Origin of the sequence: Silvanigrella paludirubra, assembly GCF_009208775.1 — a bacterium.
In the GTDB taxonomy this organism is placed as follows: Bacteria; Bdellovibrionota_B; Oligoflexia; order Silvanigrellales; family Silvanigrellaceae; genus Silvanigrella; species Silvanigrella paludirubra.
The window spans coordinates 100,088-118,935 of the sequence record NZ_WFLM01000003.1 but is presented as its reverse complement, the minus strand read 5'-3'; the positions used below and the strand labels follow the sequence as shown (position 1 = coordinate 118,935).

Below are 18,848 nucleotides of genomic sequence, written 5' to 3'. Positions count from 1 at the left end.
AATTTTGAATTTTCGTGTTTATTCAATCATAATAATAAGCATTTTTACTTTAACAAGTAATTTGTCATATGCTTTTGATGAATCTATGCGAATGCCTTCTCAAAAAAGAGAACTTAGTACTTCCTTGCCTTTGAATGAAACTCCAAAAGTAATGCAAGGAGTTACTATAAAAGAGAATTTAGGAAAATCAGTTGATCTTAATCTTTCTTTTACAGATGAAAATGGTAAATTAACAAAAATTTCTGATATGGTTGCTGATGGCAAACCACTTATTCTTACTTTAAATTATTATAGATGTTCAACTCTTTGTTCTATTCAGCTTATTAATTTTGCTAAAACGTTAAAAGACATGGGATGGAAAATTGGTAAGGATTATAGAGTTGCTACTGTAAGCTTTGATCCTACAGACACTTCAAAAGAAGCTAATATTAAACAAAAAGAATATCTTAAGTTAACAGATCAAGAAAGTGGCGATTGGAAATTTTATGTTGGAACAAATGACAATATAAAAAGCTTAACAGATCAAATTGGTTTTTATTATAAATATGATCCTGTCAGTAATGAATTTGCTCATGCTGCAGCAATATTTTTTATTACTCCGCAAGGAAAAATATCTAGTTACCTTTATGGAATTACTTATAAATCGAGAGATGTTAAGTTTTCATTAATGGATGCCTCAAAAAATAAAATAGGATCACCAACCGATCAAATTTTGTTAACTTGTTTTCATTATAATCCTACAACAGGAAAATATGATGCATTTGCTATGGGGATGCTAAGAATTGCAGCTTTAATTACAGTCTTTTTCTTAATTATGTTTTTAGGATACTTTTTTTGGCGCGAGCAGCGCAACAAGAAGGCTTATTAGGGAGTACATAACGTGTCAGCAACACCAGTGCCAGAGAACACTTGGCAAGGATCATTCTGGTTGCCAGAAAATGTGTCACCAATGACTGGTGGCCAGGATGAATTATTTTATTTTATATATGGACTTTCAATCTTCTTCTTCATAATTGTTGTTGGTTTTATGGTTTATTTCGCATGGAAATACCGTAAGAAAAAAGAAGGAGAAAAAACAATAGATATTCATGGGAATACCAAATTAGAAATAATTTGGAGTGTTATTCCTGCTATTCTATTTATTGTTATTTTTATTTGGGGATTTAGAGACTGGGTAAAACTTAATGTTCCTCCTCAAGACTCCATGGATGTTCGTGTAACTGGACGTAAATGGGACTGGTCTTTTATGGATGTAAGAACTGGAGCAGAAACTTCAGATCTTTTTGTGCCAGTAAATACCGCTGTCCGTTTAACAATGTCTTCTGCTGACGTGATTCATGGTTTTTACGTCCCTCAATTTCGTATTAACCGAGATGTTCTTCCAAACCAATATACTGTTTTATGGTTTAAAGCAGAACAAGAAGGTAGTTATCCAATATTGTGTACACAATATTGTGGAACAAAACACTCTCAAATGGTTCGTTACGTTAGAGTAGTATCTCAAGCAGAGTATGAAAAACAAATGAATGCAGCTCAAGGAGCTGGCTTAACCCCTGCACAACTTGGTAAAAAAATATTTGAAGGAAAAGGAGCATGCGCTTCTTGTCACGACGTATCTAAAGCAAAAACAAGATCTGTTGGACCACCTTTATTTGGTTCTTACGGAGAAAAACAAGAAATTATTTTATCTAACGGTAAAAAAGAAACTGTTACTTTTGACGATAATTATATTCGTGAATCTATTCTCAATCCAAATTATCGAGTTGTGGTAGGATATCCTTCAGTGATGCCTTCCTATCAAGGACAATTAAATGATAAAGAACTTAATTCTATAGCTGAATATATTAAATCACTAAAAGAATAAAGAATGAAAGATTATTTGGATATTTAGGAGCTTTTCTTATGGAAAAACGAGAGTTTGTTAAGCCAGTGCTATTTTCGGATATGCTGTCTTCACATCATGATACCGGATCAAATTATTTGAATGCAAAAAAAGGATTTATGTCCTGGTTATTTACTGTGGATCATAAACGCATTGGAGTAATGTATTTTATTTCTATTGCTATATTTTTCTTAGTTGCAGGCTTATTTGCTTTATTATTAAGAACAGAATTAATGCAAATTCGTATTCCAAATGCGACTGCAAATTCATATATGATTAGTGCCGATCATTATAATGAAGCCTTTACATTTCATGGCGCAATTATGGTATTTTTAGTTATTATTCCATCTGTTCCAGCAACATTAGGTAACTTTTTACTACCACTTATGATTGGCGCAAAAGATGTTGCTTTTCCAAAATTAAATTTAATTAGTTTTCACTTATATATAGTTGGCGCTTTATTTCTTGTTTATACCATAGCCTTTGGTGGTCTTGATACAGGTTGGACATTTTATACACCTTACAGTACTCAAACTTCAACATCTGTAATTGCAGCTGTTTTTGGTGCTTTTATTCTTGGTTTTGCTTCTATTTTAACAGGCGTTAACTTTATTGTTACCGTTCATAAAATGCGTGCGCCAGGCATGACTTGGGTAAGAATGCCTTTATTTGTTTGGGCTATTTATGCAACAAGTGTTATTCAAGTTTTAGCGACTCCAGTAGTAGGTGTAACTTTAATATTAGTAGCAATTGAACGCTTATTAGGAATTGGTATTTTTGATTCAAATTTAGGTGGAGATCCTATTTTATTTCAAAACTTTTTCTGGTTTTATTCACACCCTGCAGTTTATATTATGATTCTTCCAGCTTTTGGAATTATGAGCGAATTAATTACGATCCACTCTCGTAAAAGTATTTTTGGATATAAAGCAGTTGCGATTTCGAGTATTGGTATTGCCGTTATTGGTTTCTTTGTTTGGGGACATCATATGTTTACAAGTGGTCAATCTGCACTTGCATCCGTATTTTTCTCCTTGTTAACTTATGCGGTTGCTGTTCCTACAGCGATTAAAGTTTTTAGTTGGGTTGCTACCTTATATAAAGGATCTATCTCTTTTACAGCGCCAATGTGTTACGCATTTGTTTTCTTATTTTTATTTTTAATTGGTGGTTTAACAGGAATATTTTTAGGAGCTCTTTCTACTGATGTGCATTTGCATAACACTTATTTTGTTGTTGCACATTTTCATTATGTAATGATGGGTGGAACAATTATTGCTTGGATAGGTGCTATTTATCATTGGTGGCCTAAGATTACTGGAAAGAAATTTAACCAAGCATGGGCAATTATAAGTTCAATTGTTGTTTTTATTGGTTTTAATTTAACATTTTTTCCTCAGTTTATAATGGGTACACGTGGTATGCCACGTCGTTATTATGATTATTTACCTGAATATTATACATTCCATTTATTATCTACAATTGGTTCTTTTGTTCTCGCTATAGGTCTTTTTATCGTATTATTTAATTGGCTTCATTCTATATTTTATGGAGAAAATGAAACAAATCCTAATCCATGGAAAGGCAAATCTATGGAATGGACTGAAACAGCTGTTGTGCCAATTGAACATAATTTTGAAAAACAACCCATATCAACTCATGGACCATATGAATTTGATGAGCTTGTAAAACCAGTTAAGGCAGGGGGACATTAAGTTATGACTGACCATGGCCACGGTTCTCATCCAAAGTACCAAGCACATCATTTTAAAACGATGGACCAGCAGACGTCTGCTGGTAAGCTTGGTATGTGGGTCTTTATGGCCCAAGAGTTGTTGTTTTTTTCTGGATTATTTTGTGCTTTTGGATTTGTTCGTTACATGTATCCAGAAATGGTTTCTCAAGCACAAAGCTCTATGGATTGGAGACTAGGGGGAATTAATAGTATTATCCTTTTAGTCAGCTCTTTAACAATGAGTTTAAGTGTACGATCAGCACGTTCTAACAATAGAAGTGGTACTATTAAGTTCTTAATTGCAACTATGATTTGTGGTATTGCGTTTTTAGTGATCAAGGCAACGGAATGGGGAATGCACATGCATGAAGGGTATTTTCCTGGAAAATACTTTAACCCAGTTCATCATGCTGAAGTCCAAGATCCTTTAGCCCACATTTTCTTTGGCCTTTATTATGTCATGACAGGAATGCATGGATTGCACATTGTTGTTGGTCTTGGACTTATGACTTGGATGCTTGTACGTGCTTCAAGAGGTGAGTTTAACTCTGAAAACTATGTTTCTTTAGAGAATACAAGCTTGTTCTGGCACCTTGTGGATATTGTCTGGATCTTCTTGTATCCGCTTCTTTATCTAGCAAAGTAACAGATTAGGAGTTCATCATGTTTGATAATTTAAAAAAATCGTTTTCAAAAAGTAATTCAGAGAACTCATCTGATCATGAAAAGAAAAGTCATGGCTTACTGCCTGTAAAACTATATTTGGCTATTTTTACAGTACTTCTAATAATGATTTTTGTGAATGTTGGTATTGCACATCTGCCGATACCAAGTTTGTGGAAAACAGTTTTATTAATGACCGTTGCTCTTATACAAACTATTTTAGTTGCCGTCTTTTTTATGGAATTGATTCACGAAGATAAATTTTATTCTTTTGTTTTTGGTTCTGCTGTTTTGTTTATGCTTTTATTTTTTACAATTACTCTCGCTGAGCTTAGTGGTAGAGATTTCTTTCACAAAAATGAAGGAATTAAAATCCTAAGAGGAGTCGATCAAAAAGGTAATTTTGCTCCTGGTGGTCCTAAACTTGAGCATTCTAAAGAACAAGGTAATGAGCACTAGAAAAAGTTGTTTCTTGTTTTATCCTTAATTTTGTTAAAATTTGTTTATTTAATTGAAAACATATTTTGACAATGCAAATTAAACCCTGCAAAAATTATCTTATATAAATTTAATAAATAGCCGATAATAAAGAAAATTCCAGTTCTATATGCAAGGTGGCGGGGCATGTTAAAAACGGTTACGAGAGGGATTTTTAAATCAAATTCAAAAGATTCCTCCGATTTCACGGAGCGAATTTTAAAAGCATATTATAATAATCAAAAGCCTCCTGAAAGAGATCAGGTAGAAGATCCCTTAAATTCTTCCTATATTACCAATCAACAAGGAACAGATAAAATATATTCTCAATTTTCAGAAAAAGATGAATTAGAAATAAAATCGAAAAATCAAATTAGTAAAGATTCTAAAAATTTGGAAAAGTCTGTTAAAACTCCTCAAATAATTTCAATTGGTGGTGGTAAGGGCGGTATAGGGAAAAGCTTTTTATCGGCGAATATTTGTGTCCGACTTGCTTCACTAGGTTACAAAGTCTCTGTTGTTGACTTAGACTTAGGTGCCGCTAATTTGCACACTTGTTTAGGAGTTCCCACACCCAGATCTGGAATTTCTGATTTTATTCATGGAAATGTAAATACTCTTGAAGAAACAGGAATTTCTTGTTGTTACCCTAATTTAACTCTTTATGGAGGGGGTCAAGAATTTTGGCAACAAATTAAGCCACAAAGTTCACAAAAAATAAAATTAATATCTAAGTTACAAGAACTAGATGCAGATTATGTTTTTTTAGATTTAGGAGCTGGAACTCATATTCATACTCTAGATTTTTTCATTTTTTCTCATGGCGGTGTTTTAGTTGTTGCGCCTGAGCCAACAAGTATTGAAAATGCTTATGTTTTTATGAAGAGTGTCTTATATCGAAAAATTCAGAGTATATGCAAGGCGTTTGAGATTGAAGAAAGCCTTGAAAATGATTTGTTAAAAAAAATATCTAACCCAAAAAGTTCTGAAACCCCATTTTCACAACTTGTTTCCTTTTCCCAGAAAAACAAAGAAGTTGGAAAACAAATAAAAGATATGATAGAAGCTACTAATATTGGTATTATAATGAACCAAGTTAGAACAAAGGAAGATAGGGATCTGGGTGAGTCTATGTCTGTTATTTGTAATCGTTACTTTGGCTTTTCATCACAGTTTCTTGGCTCGACAAGGTATGATGATGCAGTTTGGAAGTCAGTAAGAATAAGACGTCCGCTTATTTTAGATTATCCACTTTCTGCTATAGCAGTGAATATAAATCAGATTACAGATAGAATTATCAAGATGTTTATTCAAGAAGGCAAAAAGGGTAAAATAGAAAAAGCTGGTTAAATTTATGAATATTTCTAACAAAAAAAAGAACCCGTTTGAAATTTTAGGTCTTCGTGATGGAGAAATGTCTTTAGTTAAAGTAGAAAATGCTTATAGAACCATGAGAAAAAATCTTGATGATCAAATGAATCAGGGAGAATTAAAGCTTAATTTAACTTATGAAGACATAGAAAAAGCTTTTCAAGAATTAATTAGTTATATTGATGAAGATACATCTCAAGACCCTGAAGAAGTAGTTATTTCTGCTTCATTTATGCCTAAAGTTAATAATAAAAATATGGTTATTAGAAAAGAACAAATTAGTATAGATAATAATTTACTTTATATGCATAAAGATAATCATGTCTCGCTACCTGTTCAAAAAATTAAAAATGAAAATATTACCAGGCCTATAGATAGTCTTATGAATATGAAAAATACATCAAAAAGACTTCGAGCAGTATCAGCAAATAAGCCTGAAATGATACAAACATTAGAGAGCATTATTTCTTCTACAGAATCTATATCAGGAAGTTTATTGCGTATACTTAGAGAGAAAATGTCAGTAAGTATTGATGAAATGTCTAATAAAATCAAGGTTAGTAAAATCTATTTAGAAGCAATCGAAAGTGATTCGTTTGACAAATTGCCAGCCGAAGTTTATGCGAAAGGTTTTTTTAATTCTTATCTAAATTATATAGGGCTTGACAGAAAGGATCTTGTTGAAGCATTAATGGAGATCTATAGAGCCAGAAAAAGGTTGATTAAAAAAAGGTAATTTTGTCAATCTAAGGCAAACATTGCGGGTTGGCATAATCAAATGAATGATTTAATTCAAGTTCGAGTAACTGAAGATTTTGAAGGGGAGCGATTAGATTTATTCATCACTCGAGTTATTGATATTATTCCAAGCAGGTCATTTGCTGTAAAGTTAATCGATAATAAAAAAATTAAGGTTGATGAAAAGTTTCAAAAACCTTCTTATAAATTAAAAATGAATCAATTAATTGAAATAGATACTAGTTTTTTATCTGAAATAAATCCAAACCCAAATGCAGAAAATATACCTTTAAATATTGTATATGAAGATGAACATTTAATCGTAATAAATAAACCTGCAGGTATGGTTGTTCATCCAGGTGCTGGAGTAAACACAGGAACCTTAGTAAATGCTATATTAGGTTACTGTGGAGTTACTTTACCAACTTTAGGCGCACCTTCTAGAGCAGGAATTGTACATAGACTTGATCGTGATACAAGTGGTGTTATGGTGGTTGCAAAATCTCAAATTGCATTAACAAATTTATCAAAACAATTTGCAGATCATTCGCAGATAAGAATATACAATGCAATAATATTTGGTGAATTAAATCCTAAAGAAGGTAAGATTGAAACTTGGCATGGAAGAGACCCGAAAAATCGTCTTAAATATTCCGTCCAAGAAGAAGGTGTTGGAAAAAAAGCCTTATTAAATTATGCAACGATAAAAAATTTATGTGGTAATTTATGTTCACTTATTTCATGTAAATTATATACAGGACGAACTCATCAAATTCGAGTTCAAATGAGCTATATGAATCATGGAATTATTGGTGATGCTTTGTATACAAAAACTCCTCAATCGATTATAAATAATAAAGAACTTTCAGCTATGATAAGTAAAAATGTGTCAAGACAAATGCTTCATGCAACACACCTTGGTTTCAAACATCCCGTAAGTGGAGAAAACCTAAGTTTTGATGTACCTTATCCTGAAGATTTTCAAAATATTTTGACCCTTTTAAAATAAAAAGGTTGTTTTATATGAATAAGAATATTTTAAACGAATTTTTGGAGTCTGCTTATTTTATAGGATCTCCAAACGAAAATAAAATATGGTGTATGGTTTCTTCTTTTGAAAATTATTCGTTTGAAGAAAAAATAACTCCACCTTATTTTTATTTAAATAATTTTTATTTGTCTAAAGCAAAACCTTATTGCAAGGGCGAAGTTTTTTTTGAAATGACATACTCTGAGTTTTCTGATTTTTTACAATTTGAAAATGATGAAAAACCAAACATTAAATGGGAAAATGTTAACAAAGAATATTATTTATCAAAATTTTTAGAACTAAAAGAAGAAATAAAAAATAATATATTAAAAAAAGCAGTACCTTATTCATTTATAAATGGAAATGTGAAAATAAATAAATTAAATAAATTATATTTATTAAAAAAATTATTAGAAAATAAAGATCAAAAGCATTCATACATTTATGGTTTTTGGAATAAAAATACAGGATTTATAGGTTCTTCACCAGAACTTCTTTTTACACAAAATGTTAAGAATATTCATACGATTGCTTTAGCTGGGACAATTCCAAATAATTCTTCTACAAATAAAAATGAATTTTTATTAGATCCTAAAATGCAAAAAGAGCATTATTATGTTATTGAAGGAATTAAACAATCACTTAATAAATTTGGTAAAATAAAAATGGGAGAAACGAATTTATTAGAATTACCTAAACTAATACACTTGAAAACAGATATTAATATAGAAATTGAAAATCAAAATTTATTTCAATTTCATCAATTTATAGATGTTATCCACCCTACCCCAGCAATTGGATCTCTTCCAAAAAATTCTCAATCAAATTGGTTAAGTGAATCTGTTGTAGAACATAGCAATCGAGGATATTATGCAGCTCCATTTGGAGTTGTATTAAATGATCAAAAATCAATTTGCATATGTACTATCCGAGGCATTCAATGGAATGAAGAAAATATTAAAATATGTGCCGGTGGAGGAGTTATCTTTGAAAGCGAATTTGATTTAGAATGGGAAGAAATTCTTTCTAAAATAAATGCTATTAAGCATAATTTAGGTATTTAAAGTTTTATTAACTTTTAAAAAAATATATAGTGATAATAATTTGTCGTTTTTTTCAAAAGTCTTTTTTTGCTTTTTTTTGATTCTAATCTTTTATATTAAGATTTTTTTCTAAAAATGTAATATAATATTTTTAAATAAAATAGGAGACAAATTTATGTCGTTAAATAATAAAGAAGTTATTGAAGAAAGGCATTTTGTTGTCAAAAAGGTTTATGATCCTGTTTTAAGATTTCTTCATTGGTGGAATGCCTTAAGTATATTTAGTTTAATGCTCACAATCTGGCTGAAAAAATTTATAAGAGAATATGAAAATGGAAAAGAAATTCTTTATCGCTATCATACTTTAATTGGATATGCTTTGACCGCTGGGATTACTTTAAGAATAATTTGGGGATTTATTGGGCCAGAACATGCTAAATTTAAAAATATGATACATATAAAATCTTTTATTAAATTAATACAAACTAGAAAATACGATGATCATGATAATTGGGGACATGATAAATATGCAGGATTATTATATATCATTGTCTATATATTAATGGTTTATCAAATATTTTCTGGTTTATATTTAGCAGCTAAAATTTTTGGAATGGGTCCTTTAACTAGTTATGTTCCACTTTTAAAAGAAAAGACTCCATTATCAAGTTTTCTTAAAGATGTTCACGAGATTATTTTTTATATTTCAATGATATTTGTTTTACTACATGTGTTTATGATAATATTTCACGAAATAAAAAGAAAATATCCTATGGCACAGTCTATGTTTAGTGGAAATCAATATAGGAAAAAATGATTAACAGTCAAAAATTACATTTGATTAATTGTTTGGGTATAAAGAAATTTGGAAGAACTGCCTTCGAATAAATGAAGTTCTAATCCACCGTTTCTGTTAATGGAATAAATCATATTAAAAGGAACGTATCTATTTGCATTTCTTTCTTTTACTGCTGCATCAATATCTTTGAATGAATTTATATCGAATTCGTCTCTAAAAAAATGTGCTTTTCGATCTCTTGAATCCATTATTAATTGTGCATAGTAAGAATATTCATTCCCTTTTTTAGTATAAATAAAACAGTCAGAAAAAAAATCTCTATTTTGTTTAACATCACAATGAGCAATAACAGTTTCTTGTCCCCATTGAGTAAATAAGTATTTTTTATCGAGGCAATCTTCTTCGTCTTTTGTTATTTTAATTAAGGATTGTTTCTGTTTGTCTTGTTGATTTTGATGACTTTGATCTTGATAAAATAGATTAGATTGTCCATTTGCCTTTATACAAGCTGATTTTGTTTGATTTGCATTTGGCTGATGTTGTTGCGTGTATTGCTTAATTATATCTGTATCAATTATAGGATCTAATGCATGTCCTTGTAAATAGGCATTTGCAGATAAAGGGGAGATAAAAAAAACCAGTTTTAGCATCCCTGAACTAAAAGTAAATTTATTCATATTTATTCCTATTCTTATTAATATTGATAAAAATGAAATTAAAGAGATTGAATTTATTTATAAATAGAATTATTTAAGCCTACCAATAAAAATATTTTCTTAAATTATGTGCTATTTATAACTAAAATCAAAATCATCGTATAATAATTATTTGTTTTGTCAATAAATTAAAATATATATTTTTGGTAAGTTATTTTGTTTTATATATAAAAATATTAAATTAAATTAAGTAAAAGTTTATGAAATATATTAAAATATTTTATCTTTTATTTCTAATTAAAATAAATTTTAAAATAAAAATGAAAAGAAAAAAATTTAAATAATATATCTAATTATTATGTAAGTATCTAATATTATAGAACTAAATACCATAATCAATTTATGAAATATTTTCTTATTTTAATCAATTTGTAATCTTATCAAATAAATTTATAAAAAACAAAAAACCCCTAGCAAATTGCTCATAATTATAGCATTATGGTATAACGTACACTTTCGGTATGCATTTATATTAAGAATTAGGAGCGCGTTTTGAATAAAGATAACAATTATATAGAGCTACATTCACCCGCTCTTCTAAAAGCCTTACAAAAAAGAAAAGAATATTTTCAAGCTCTTACAGAGGAAAAAAGAGAAGAGGCTTATAAGTTTCAAGAATTTATTGATAATGAGCTAAAAAAAGCTGGAAATCAAAATAATAGAATGTCTATTATTCAGCAAATGATGAAAGAACAATTAAGAGAACTTCATAAACAATCCTCATTATTATCTGGTTCTTTAAAAAATCTATCTAGCAGTTTAAGTGCTCTTGTTCCTGAAGAACCTAAAAACTAAATTAAAAAATATTCAATTTATCTCTATATTCATTTATTCTCGCCCTTTCACTCCCTTAAAAATAATTGTAAAGTCGCTCACTGTTGAGACAATTGTCTTAAATGTATAGTGGGCTTGGTGCCCGTTTCATTCATATGGTCTTTTATATATTTTGGAGAGTTTCATGAATATTCATGAGTATCAGGCGAAGGAGCTACTATCCCGTTTTGGTTTAAGTATTCCTAAAGGCAAACTTGCATATACTGCTACGGAAGCGGAATGGGCTGCGCGCAGTCTTTCTTGTGGAAAAGATGGCAAAGTTGCTGTTGTTAAAGCTCAAGTTCATTCAGGTGGTCGCGGTAAAGCGGGCGGAGTAAAATTAGCAAAAAGTCCAGAAGAAGCATTTTCAATTGCTGAAAAAATGCTTGGAATGACTTTAATTACAAATCAAACTGGCCCTCAAGGCAAAAAAGTAAATAAACTTTTAGTAGCTGAAGGCTGCGATATTGATAAAGAATACTATTTTGCTCTTGTTGTAAATCGCGAGACAGCAACAATTGGAATTATGGCTTCTACAGAAGGCGGAATGGACATAGAGGAAGTTGCTGAAAAACATCCAGAGAAAATTATAACAGCAGACATTGATCCTACTGTAGGCCTTCAGGAATTTACAATTCGTAAATTGAGTCTTGGATTAGGTTTTGGCCTTGGAACTCCATTGGCAAAAGATTTTGCGAAGACTTTAAAAGGATTATACCAAGCATTTTTAGCATATGATTGCTCAATGGTAGAAATTAATCCTCTTGTATTAACTAAACAAGGCAATATTGCCATTTTAGACTGCAAAATGAGTTTTGATGAAAATGCTTTATTTCGTCATCAAGACATTGCAGATTTACGCGATTATGAAGAAGATGATGCAAGAGAATTAGAGGCATCAAAATATGGTTTAAGTTATGTTTCTTTAGAAGGTAACATTGGTTGCCTTGTAAACGGTGCCGGATTAGCAATGGCTACTATGGACATAATTAAACAAACTGGTGGTCAGCCATCAAACTTTTTAGATGTTGGTGGTGGTGCTAATCAAGAGACTGTTACTCAAGCATTTAGAATTATTTTACGTGATAAAGCTGTAAAAGGTATATTTGTAAATATCTTTGGCGGAATTATGAAATGTGATGTTATCGCAAATGGTATTGTTGCAGCTGCAAAAGAACTTGGTTTAAAAGTTCCACTTGTTGTTCGTCTTGAAGGTACCAACGTAGAACTTGGTAAAAAAATTCTTAGTGAATCTGGGTTAAATATTTTAAGCGCGTCATCAATGGCTGATGGTGCACAAAAAATAGTAAATGCTGTAAAGTAACAAAAGATTAAAAAGGGTTAAATAATATGTCAATTCTCGTTGGAAAACAAACAAAACTTATATGCCAAGGAATTTCAGGAAGTGCAGGCAAATTTCATTCTGAAAAATGTGCAGAATACGGAACAAATTTAGTTGGTGGAGTTGTTCCTGGAAAAGGAGGCTCTTCTGTTTTAGATCGCCCTGTATTTAATACTGTTGCAGAAGCTATGCATAAAACAGGTGCAAATGCATCTATGATTTTTGTGCCTCCTCCTTTTGCTGCCGATTCTATTCTAGAAGCAATTGATGCTGGAATAGAACTTATCGTTGCTATTACAGAGGGAATTCCTGTTTTAGACATGCTTAGAGTAAAAAAAGCGCTTTTAAATGCAGGTGGCCGTACTCGTTTAGTGGGACCAAATTGTCCTGGAGTTATTACTCCTGGTGATAAATGTAAAATTGGAATTATGCCTGGCCATATTCACTTGCCAGGTAGGGTAGGAATTATAAGTAAGTCAGGAACATTAACATATGAAGCGGTTGGACAAACTTCTGCTTTAGGAATAGGCCAATCTACTTGTGTTGGTATTGGTGGCGATCCTATTAATGGCACAAGCTTTATTGATGTTCTTGAAATGTTTCAAAAAGATCAAGATACCGATGCTATCATCATGATTGGTGAAATTGGTGGAAATCTTGAAATTGAAGCTGCGGAATGGATTAAAAGAAATATGAAAAAGCCTGTAGTAGGGTTTATTGCAGGACAAACAGCTCCTAAAGGCAAACGTATGGGCCATGCTGGTGCCATTATTAGTGGCGGAAAAGGAACGGCAGAAGAAAAAATTGAAGCCATGAAATCTTGTGGTTTGCATGTTGCTATGAGTCCTGCTGATATGGGAATTACTCTTAAAAAAGCCCTAGGTATTTAATTTGACAGCAATAATTTGTAAACTTTAACCCTTTTGATATTCTTAATTTTAGATAAGCTCTATAATTAGGAAAATTAAAATGTCCGTATTTAAAAATGAAATTTATAAGAATTCTCGAATGAGGGAATTCTTATTTTTTTTCTTTATTATTTTTACGATTATATTTATTTTTTTTGAGCTAAAAAATGGCCGTTATTGGCAAAGTGATTTTGAAGTTTATTATAAAAGTGCAAAACGTGCATTGTTAGGTGAAAATCTTTATCGACCTGACGAAGATGGTTTTTATCGTTTTAAATATTCTCCATTTTCAGCTTATTTATTTATCCCTTTTACTTTATTTTCTTTTACATATGCAAAATATTTATATTCCTTTTTTATTTCTCTTTTAATGTTTTTTAATTTTTTGTATTGTTTTTTATTAGGTAGCGAAATTTTAATTGAAAAACTGAAAAATAAAAAAAATATAAATTCATATTTAATCTTAGTATTTTTGTTTTCATTGTTGCCATTAGGGGTTTTTTATGTGAGAGAATTGCACTTAGGGCAAATTAATATATTATTGCTTTTTTTGTACATATACTCTTTTTATTTATTAAGACACAATAATAATATGTCTTTTTTTATTTTGGCAATTTCATGTTTTATAAAGCCTTATTTTTTGATATTTTTAATGTATTTTTTATATCAAAAAAATATAAAAGCGGTTTTTTTAACTATTTTTTCAGTTATTTTTATAAGTTTTATTCCTTTATTTACCTATAAATTTAAAATATTTATTGAGCAAAACTATTTATGGTTTAATGAGCTTAAAATTGAAATATTTAGACAGGGTTCTGTCTCTGGGGATTCAAACATTTCACTATTTTCTTTTATAGATAGATATTTTCCAATTAGTTTTAATAATTCTATTATTATAAAAAAAATGTTTATTATTTCTTTGTGCGGCTTGTTTTTGGTTTATTTTTTCAATAAAACAAAAATTTTATTATCAAAAAATTTAAAAATATTTTATGATTTTTCTTTGTTGTGCCTTTTTATTTCTCTTTTAACTTCAAATGGGAAAAGTGTTTATATTTTATTATTGCCTAGTATTTTCATAATTTCTTCAGTAATCAGCAAATATAATTATTTTTTAATTATTTTATTTTCAATTTCATGTGCGATTTTAGGGTTAGATATTGGAGATGGTGGAATTTATACCAAATGGATTAGAACATATTACCTCTTGCCATCAAGTGGACTAATTTTAATTATTTGTCTATTAATTTCATTAAAAAAAGCAAATTCAAATTATATTTCTGATCCAATACCTTTATCTGAATCTTTGCCTTTAACTAAATAAGTAGGCTTAAATCCGACTTCTATTTTTTAGAAGGAATGAGTTTTGATAATAAAATTACTTCTTTTTTACATATAAAGTTTTTTCAACTTTAGCAATAAGATCGCCTTTATCATCAAATATATATACTTCTTTATTAAATAAATGTTTTTTTCTGTTTTGGCAATTATGCTTAATTTCTTCTAATTCTTCTGTGGTAAATTCGAAATGTGCTTTGACAATTCCAACTCCTGGCTTCATAAATTCAATTTTAGAAGCTTTATCCCAAATTATATATTCTGATCCTAAAGATTTAATAAGCATCAACATATAAAAAGGATCTGTCATTGAAAATAAAGATCCACCAAAATGTGTTCCTACAAAATTTTTGTTGTACCAAGATAAATTCATTTCAACATCTAACTTTAAAAAATCGTCACTAATATTTGTAACTTTAATTCCAGCCCCTAAATAAGGTGGCCAAAATCGGATCATTTTTAAGAGTGTATTTGCAGGTAATTTATTTTTAAATTTCTCAATAATATTCATTTTATTTCCTTTTTATTAAATAAAATATAATAAGTAATAGAACATATCATAATGATTGGAATAAAAACAGGCTTTGTGTTTATAAAAATTTGTTATATTTAATAAAAATTATTGAAATTATTATATAATTAAAAATAAAAAAAATTAATTAAAATTAATTTGAATAAATAATAATTTAAATTAATTTTAAAAAAATATTAAATTTTGCTGAATAAAAATTTAAGTTATTGTAGTTAATTTGTTTAGGGGGATATAATTATGAAAAGAATTTTATTTTGTTATTTGTTATTTTTTGCTAATTTAAGTGCGTTTTCTATTCCTGATGCTTGTAAAAATACAGCAGAACATAAATGCATAACGAATTATGGTGAAAAATTAGGGGAGAATAATGGGGTTGAAGCTTATTCAAATTGCCGATCTTTATGTGTAAATCCTGAACCTAATAATTTATCTGGGAAAACTCTTGCTTTAAATAAAGATGTTTATACTGGGATAAAGTGGCAGTGTGTAGAGTTTGCTAGAAGATGGTGGATTAGGCAAAAAGGAATTACTTTTGGTTCAGTAGAAACAGCAAATGAAATTTTTGATTTGAATCATGCTGAAAAATTAAACTCAAAAGAAAAAGTTATTTTAAAAAAAGAAAAAAACTTTTCAAACATTATTCCTAAAGTTGGAAACTTAATAATATATAAAAAATTAGCAATGGATTCAGATTTACCATTTGGGCATGTTGCTGTTGTAGTTAATCTAGATACAACAAAGGGTTACTTAGATTTAGCAGAATCAAATTATAACAATGAAAAATGGGAAGATCCTAATAAATATTCTAGAAGAATTAAATTAGAACAAAAAGATAATAAATATATATTATATGATATTGATTATGCAAAATTTGATCCTTCAAAAAAAGATAATCAAGCAAAAGCTGAATTGATTTTAGGCTGGGTAAATCCTGAGATTTAAAAATTAAATAATAAGTTTTTCTAATGATATATCATTTGTAGATTTAGCAAAATCAATTAAGGTACGTTCTTTTAGAATTTTTGCAATTGGCAATGTAAAAATAAATTCAACAGAGGATTTATTCATATCTTCATTATATTTAGAAGTGCAAACTATAGTTCCACCATGTGCACGAATTATTTTTTGAACAATGGCAAGGCCTAAGCCTGTGCCACCTAATTTATTATAAGTAAAAAAAGCATCAAATATTTTTGCTGATTTTTCTTTTGAGATATAACTGCCATTATTTCCAATACAAAACTCTATAAATAAATTTTCATTTATTTTTATTTCTTTTGTTTTTATCCATATTTTACCTGATTTATTTATGGCTTCAATGGCATTAAATATAATGTTTGAAAAAACCCTATGAATTTTATTTTTATCAACATTAAATTTATAGCTATGATTAAAACTATAATAGAATTCTATATATTTTTTGTTTTCAGTGAGTAAAAGTTCATTTATGACAGAATTTATTAGAATTTCTGGAGTTATGGCCTCAAGTTTAGGTAGTGCATCAGAGCCAATTTCTAAAATGTCTGAAATTAAGTTATCAACTGAATTTTTTGCTTGATTCATAAATGGGATGGTAGAGGTTAAAATTGATTTAACCTTTTCAAAATCATTTTCTTTTTCAATGTTGTCAATTAATAATTTAATGATAGAAAATGGTTTTCTAACATCATGTGCAAACATTTTTGTTGAATTTGCTATGGCATCATTTATTTGAGATTTTATTAAAATATCATTAAGATTATTTTTACTAGAGAATAAATTTTCAGACATTTCAATTAAGTTTTTGCAAATTTCATCTATTTCTTTTGTGCTTTTTACTATTTTATAATCAATTTTTTCTCCGTTTTCAATATGTTTTAATAGCTTAGGAATTAGTTTTTCAGAAATATTTTCTAAAGGTTTTTTTATTTTTTTAAAAAGCAAAAAACCTAAAATGGAAAAAATTATAATTAATCCAATAAAAGTTAATAAATAACTGTAAATTATTTTTTTAGAAAATGTTTTATTTCCTTTTATGGTAATATTGTATTCCGGTTCAATTAAAGACGTTTGAGTAACAATACAAGATAATTCAAATAAAGCACAATTTTCCGTTTTTTCTTTGGTCACTTGAATGGACTCTAAATCATATAGTGAGTTTAATTTTGCAATTGTATGATTTAAACTATATTTATCTCCTAATAAAAGATCATTGGATAAAACCCTAATTACTCTTGGCGAAATTCCTACAAGTTTATCTTTTTCTAGATTGATTATATTTATTAAAACAAATGAACTTGAAATCATAAATAATAAAAATATTAGAACAATAATACTTAATATAATTTTTTTAATTGTCAATTTATTGTTCATATGTTTTTATTTAAAATTTCTTTAAAAAAGAATTTTTTTCCGCTTAGTTCAAAAACTCCAAAATTTAAATTTGACTGGAAAAAATCTTTTGGTTGTTTTTTTATTATTTCATTAAATTCATCTTTATTATTTGGTTTATTTTTACATAAGATATTTAATATTTTTTCAAGAGATTCTTTAAAGTAAATAGCTTCATCAGGTGGGAATAGCTCTATATCATTCCAAGATAAACTAAGATTTTCAGTATTTAAAATTTTAATGGTCTCCGATTTTTTAGGACCTAGTCTTATTGAAAAACCCTTTTGTTCTTTGCTTATTGGGTAATAAGATACATGATTTAATTCATCTCCTAATCCATCATTGGCAATAAATTTTATTTTTGAAAAGGGCTCTTTATTTAATGAAGAAATTACTTTCCCAGAAAATGAGGAATATAGAGGTAATAATATAGAAGTAATATTATACCTATTAATTTGTTTTTTTAAAAAATTTGAATTAAAAAGATCTTCACTTGTTTCATATACAAAAGAAGGATTTCCAGCATATTTTATATAATTATTTTTAAAATCTTCACAAAAAGTGCAGCTTGGATCAGTAACAACTCCATAATTTCCTGAGTATTCTTTGTTTTTATTAACCCAAAAATATGTTGCTTTAGCTAATAATTCATTTGAAGGATATATAGTATAGAATGGCCAGTTTAGTTCATAGATTTCTTTAGAATTTGCCATGCCACTTATCATAACTGTTTTTTTAATTACTCTTGCTGCATTTATAAATTGTTCACTTTTATTTGGACCTAAAATAAGCCAATTGTTTTCATTTTCTAATTTCATAGCCAAAGACTTTAATTTAGGAGTATCTTCATGAGGAAAATATTGAAACTTATACTTAGGAAGATAGCCACATTTTTTAAATTTTTCAGCAAACATTCCTAAATTAAAAAAGAGAGCTGCTTCAAATGCCCCTTTATATAAATAGGAATCTTGTGTGTCTTCAGATAAAAATGGTTGTAGTACACCTATATTAAATTCTATTTTTTTATCTATTTGAATAGCATTTGCCTGTATAAAAATTAAATTAATAATGATACAATAAAGATATTTCAT

Annotated in this window: 19 protein-coding genes; 15 read left to right on the top strand and 4 right to left on the bottom strand. The window is 28.8% G+C overall.

Features of this window, described 5'->3' with window-relative positions:
* Positions 1 to 4 precede the first annotated feature (4 nt).
* The 10 genes from GCL60_RS08050 to GCL60_RS08005 all read left to right on the top strand — a co-directional run bounded on the left by GCL60_RS08050 (position 5) and on the right by GCL60_RS08005 (position 9,756).
* Positions 5 to 868: an SCO family protein gene (locus GCL60_RS08050; protein WP_153420043.1), complete on the top strand. Its 864-nt coding sequence runs from the start codon at positions 5 to 7 to the stop codon at positions 866 to 868.
* 12 nt (positions 869 to 880) lie between these two features.
* The gene (gene coxB / locus GCL60_RS08045; RefSeq protein ID WP_153420041.1) at positions 881 to 1,864 is read left to right on the top strand and encodes a cytochrome c oxidase subunit II; all 984 of its coding nucleotides are present in this window, start codon (positions 881 to 883) and stop codon (positions 1,862 to 1,864) included.
* Positions 1,865 to 1,944: 80 nt separating this feature from the next.
* A complete protein-coding gene (locus GCL60_RS08040; RefSeq protein WP_153420631.1) occupies positions 1,945 to 3,597 on the top strand; it encodes a cytochrome c oxidase subunit I in 1,653 nt (550 codons plus the stop codon).
* 3 nt (positions 3,598 to 3,600) lie between these two features.
* Entirely contained in the window at positions 3,601 to 4,263 is a 663-nt protein-coding gene (locus GCL60_RS08035; RefSeq protein WP_153420039.1) for a cytochrome c oxidase subunit 3 family protein, read from the top strand.
* A 17-nt stretch (positions 4,264 to 4,280) separates the two neighbouring features.
* On the top strand, positions 4,281 to 4,739 hold the full coding sequence (locus GCL60_RS08030; RefSeq protein WP_153420037.1) for a cytochrome C oxidase subunit IV family protein: 459 nt from the start codon (positions 4,281 to 4,283) through the stop codon (positions 4,737 to 4,739).
* 165 nt (positions 4,740 to 4,904) lie between these two features.
* Positions 4,905 to 6,107 carry a nucleotide-binding protein gene (locus GCL60_RS08025; protein WP_153420036.1) on the top strand — a complete coding sequence of 401 codons (1,203 nt, stop codon included), beginning with the start codon at positions 4,905 to 4,907 and terminating at the stop codon, positions 6,105 to 6,107.
* Positions 6,108 to 6,111: 4 nt separating this feature from the next.
* Positions 6,112 to 6,864, top strand: a complete 753-nt coding sequence (locus GCL60_RS08020; protein ID WP_153420034.1) for a helix-turn-helix domain-containing protein — start codon at positions 6,112 to 6,114, stop codon at positions 6,862 to 6,864.
* A gap of 42 nt (positions 6,865 to 6,906) precedes the next feature.
* Positions 6,907 to 7,875, top strand: a complete 969-nt coding sequence (locus tag GCL60_RS08015; protein ID WP_153420032.1) for an RluA family pseudouridine synthase — start codon at positions 6,907 to 6,909, stop codon at positions 7,873 to 7,875.
* Between the two features lie 14 nt (positions 7,876 to 7,889).
* On the top strand, positions 7,890 to 8,960 hold the full coding sequence (locus GCL60_RS08010; RefSeq protein ID WP_153420030.1) for a chorismate-binding protein: 1,071 nt from the start codon (positions 7,890 to 7,892) through the stop codon (positions 8,958 to 8,960).
* 154 nt (positions 8,961 to 9,114) lie between these two features.
* Positions 9,115 to 9,756 (top strand): cytochrome b/b6 domain-containing protein, encoded by a 642-nt coding sequence (locus GCL60_RS08005; protein ID WP_153420028.1) that lies wholly within the window; start codon positions 9,115 to 9,117, stop codon positions 9,754 to 9,756.
* 14 nt (positions 9,757 to 9,770) lie between these two features.
* On the opposite strand, the gene GCL60_RS08000 is transcribed toward GCL60_RS08005, so the two are convergent.
* On the bottom strand, positions 9,771 to 10,415 hold the full coding sequence (locus tag GCL60_RS08000) for a hypothetical protein (protein ID WP_153420026.1): 645 nt from the start codon (positions 10,413 to 10,415) through the stop codon (positions 9,771 to 9,773).
* 531 nt (positions 10,416 to 10,946) lie between these two features.
* Here GCL60_RS08000 and GCL60_RS07995 point away from each other — a divergent pair.
* From GCL60_RS07995 to GCL60_RS07980, 4 genes are all read left to right on the top strand, one after another.
* Positions 10,947 to 11,249: a DUF3135 domain-containing protein gene (locus tag GCL60_RS07995; protein WP_153420024.1), complete on the top strand. Its 303-nt coding sequence runs from the start codon at positions 10,947 to 10,949 to the stop codon at positions 11,247 to 11,249.
* A 163-nt stretch (positions 11,250 to 11,412) separates the two neighbouring features.
* Positions 11,413 to 12,591: an ADP-forming succinate--CoA ligase subunit beta gene (gene sucC / locus GCL60_RS07990; RefSeq protein WP_153420022.1), complete on the top strand. Its 1,179-nt coding sequence runs from the start codon at positions 11,413 to 11,415 to the stop codon at positions 12,589 to 12,591.
* A gap of 26 nt (positions 12,592 to 12,617) precedes the next feature.
* A complete protein-coding gene (gene sucD / locus GCL60_RS07985) occupies positions 12,618 to 13,499 on the top strand; it encodes a succinate--CoA ligase subunit alpha (RefSeq protein WP_153420019.1) in 882 nt (293 codons plus the stop codon).
* Between the two features lie 79 nt (positions 13,500 to 13,578).
* Entirely contained in the window at positions 13,579 to 14,841 is a 1,263-nt protein-coding gene (locus GCL60_RS07980; protein ID WP_153420017.1) for a glycosyltransferase family 87 protein, read from the top strand.
* Positions 14,842 to 14,895: 54 nt separating this feature from the next.
* On the opposite strand, the gene GCL60_RS07975 is transcribed toward GCL60_RS07980, so the two are convergent.
* Positions 14,896 to 15,366: a DUF4442 domain-containing protein gene (locus GCL60_RS07975; protein ID WP_153420015.1), complete on the bottom strand. Its 471-nt coding sequence runs from the start codon at positions 15,364 to 15,366 to the stop codon at positions 14,896 to 14,898.
* 258 nt (positions 15,367 to 15,624) lie between these two features.
* On the opposite strand from GCL60_RS07975, the gene GCL60_RS07970 reads away from it, so the two are divergent.
* Positions 15,625 to 16,329 carry a CHAP domain-containing protein gene (locus GCL60_RS07970; RefSeq protein WP_153420013.1) on the top strand — a complete coding sequence of 235 codons (705 nt, stop codon included), beginning with the start codon at positions 15,625 to 15,627 and terminating at the stop codon, positions 16,327 to 16,329.
* Positions 16,330 to 16,332: 3 nt separating this feature from the next.
* Here GCL60_RS07970 and GCL60_RS07965 read toward each other — a convergent pair whose 3' ends face one another.
* Positions 16,333 to 17,727, bottom strand: a complete 1,395-nt coding sequence (locus GCL60_RS07965; RefSeq protein WP_161998134.1) for a sensor histidine kinase — start codon at positions 17,725 to 17,727, stop codon at positions 16,333 to 16,335.
* Between the two features lie 8 nt (positions 17,728 to 17,735).
* A complete protein-coding gene (locus GCL60_RS07960) occupies positions 17,736 to 18,848 on the bottom strand; it encodes a hypothetical protein (RefSeq protein ID WP_153420009.1) in 1,113 nt (370 codons plus the stop codon).

What these genes read in the sequence shown, in the direction of transcription:
- GCL60_RS08005 (WP_153420028.1), top strand. Translation starts at nt 9,115, where the DNA reads ATGTCGTTAAATAATAAAGAAGTTATTGAAGAAAGGCATTTTGTTGTC.
- GCL60_RS08035 (WP_153420039.1), top strand. Translation starts at nt 3,601, where the DNA reads ATGACTGACCATGGCCACGGTTCTCATCCAAAGTACCAAGCACATCAT.
- GCL60_RS08025 (WP_153420036.1), top strand. Translation starts at nt 4,905, where the DNA reads ATGTTAAAAACGGTTACGAGAGGGATTTTTAAATCAAATTCAAAAGAT.
- sucD (WP_153420019.1), top strand. Translation starts at nt 12,618, where the DNA reads ATGTCAATTCTCGTTGGAAAACAAACAAAACTTATATGCCAAGGAATT.
- GCL60_RS07975 (WP_153420015.1), bottom strand. Translation starts at nt 15,366, where the DNA reads ATGAATATTATTGAGAAATTTAAAAATAAATTACCTGCAAATACACTC.
- sucC (WP_153420022.1), top strand. Translation starts at nt 11,413, where the DNA reads ATGAATATTCATGAGTATCAGGCGAAGGAGCTACTATCCCGTTTTGGT.
- GCL60_RS08015 (WP_153420032.1), top strand. Translation starts at nt 6,907, where the DNA reads ATGAATGATTTAATTCAAGTTCGAGTAACTGAAGATTTTGAAGGGGAG.
- GCL60_RS07960 (WP_153420009.1), bottom strand. Translation starts at nt 18,848, where the DNA reads ATGAAATATCTTTATTGTATCATTATTAATTTAATTTTTATACAGGCA.
- GCL60_RS08000 (WP_153420026.1), bottom strand. Translation starts at nt 10,415, where the DNA reads ATGAATAAATTTACTTTTAGTTCAGGGATGCTAAAACTGGTTTTTTTT.
- GCL60_RS08020 (WP_153420034.1), top strand. Translation starts at nt 6,112, where the DNA reads ATGAATATTTCTAACAAAAAAAAGAACCCGTTTGAAATTTTAGGTCTT.
- GCL60_RS07980 (WP_153420017.1), top strand. Translation starts at nt 13,579, where the DNA reads ATGTCCGTATTTAAAAATGAAATTTATAAGAATTCTCGAATGAGGGAA.
- GCL60_RS07970 (WP_153420013.1), top strand. Translation starts at nt 15,625, where the DNA reads ATGAAAAGAATTTTATTTTGTTATTTGTTATTTTTTGCTAATTTAAGT.
- GCL60_RS08010 (WP_153420030.1), top strand. Translation starts at nt 7,890, where the DNA reads ATGAATAAGAATATTTTAAACGAATTTTTGGAGTCTGCTTATTTTATA.
- GCL60_RS08030 (WP_153420037.1), top strand. Translation starts at nt 4,281, where the DNA reads ATGTTTGATAATTTAAAAAAATCGTTTTCAAAAAGTAATTCAGAGAAC.
- GCL60_RS08040 (WP_153420631.1), top strand. Translation starts at nt 1,945, where the DNA reads ATGCTGTCTTCACATCATGATACCGGATCAAATTATTTGAATGCAAAA.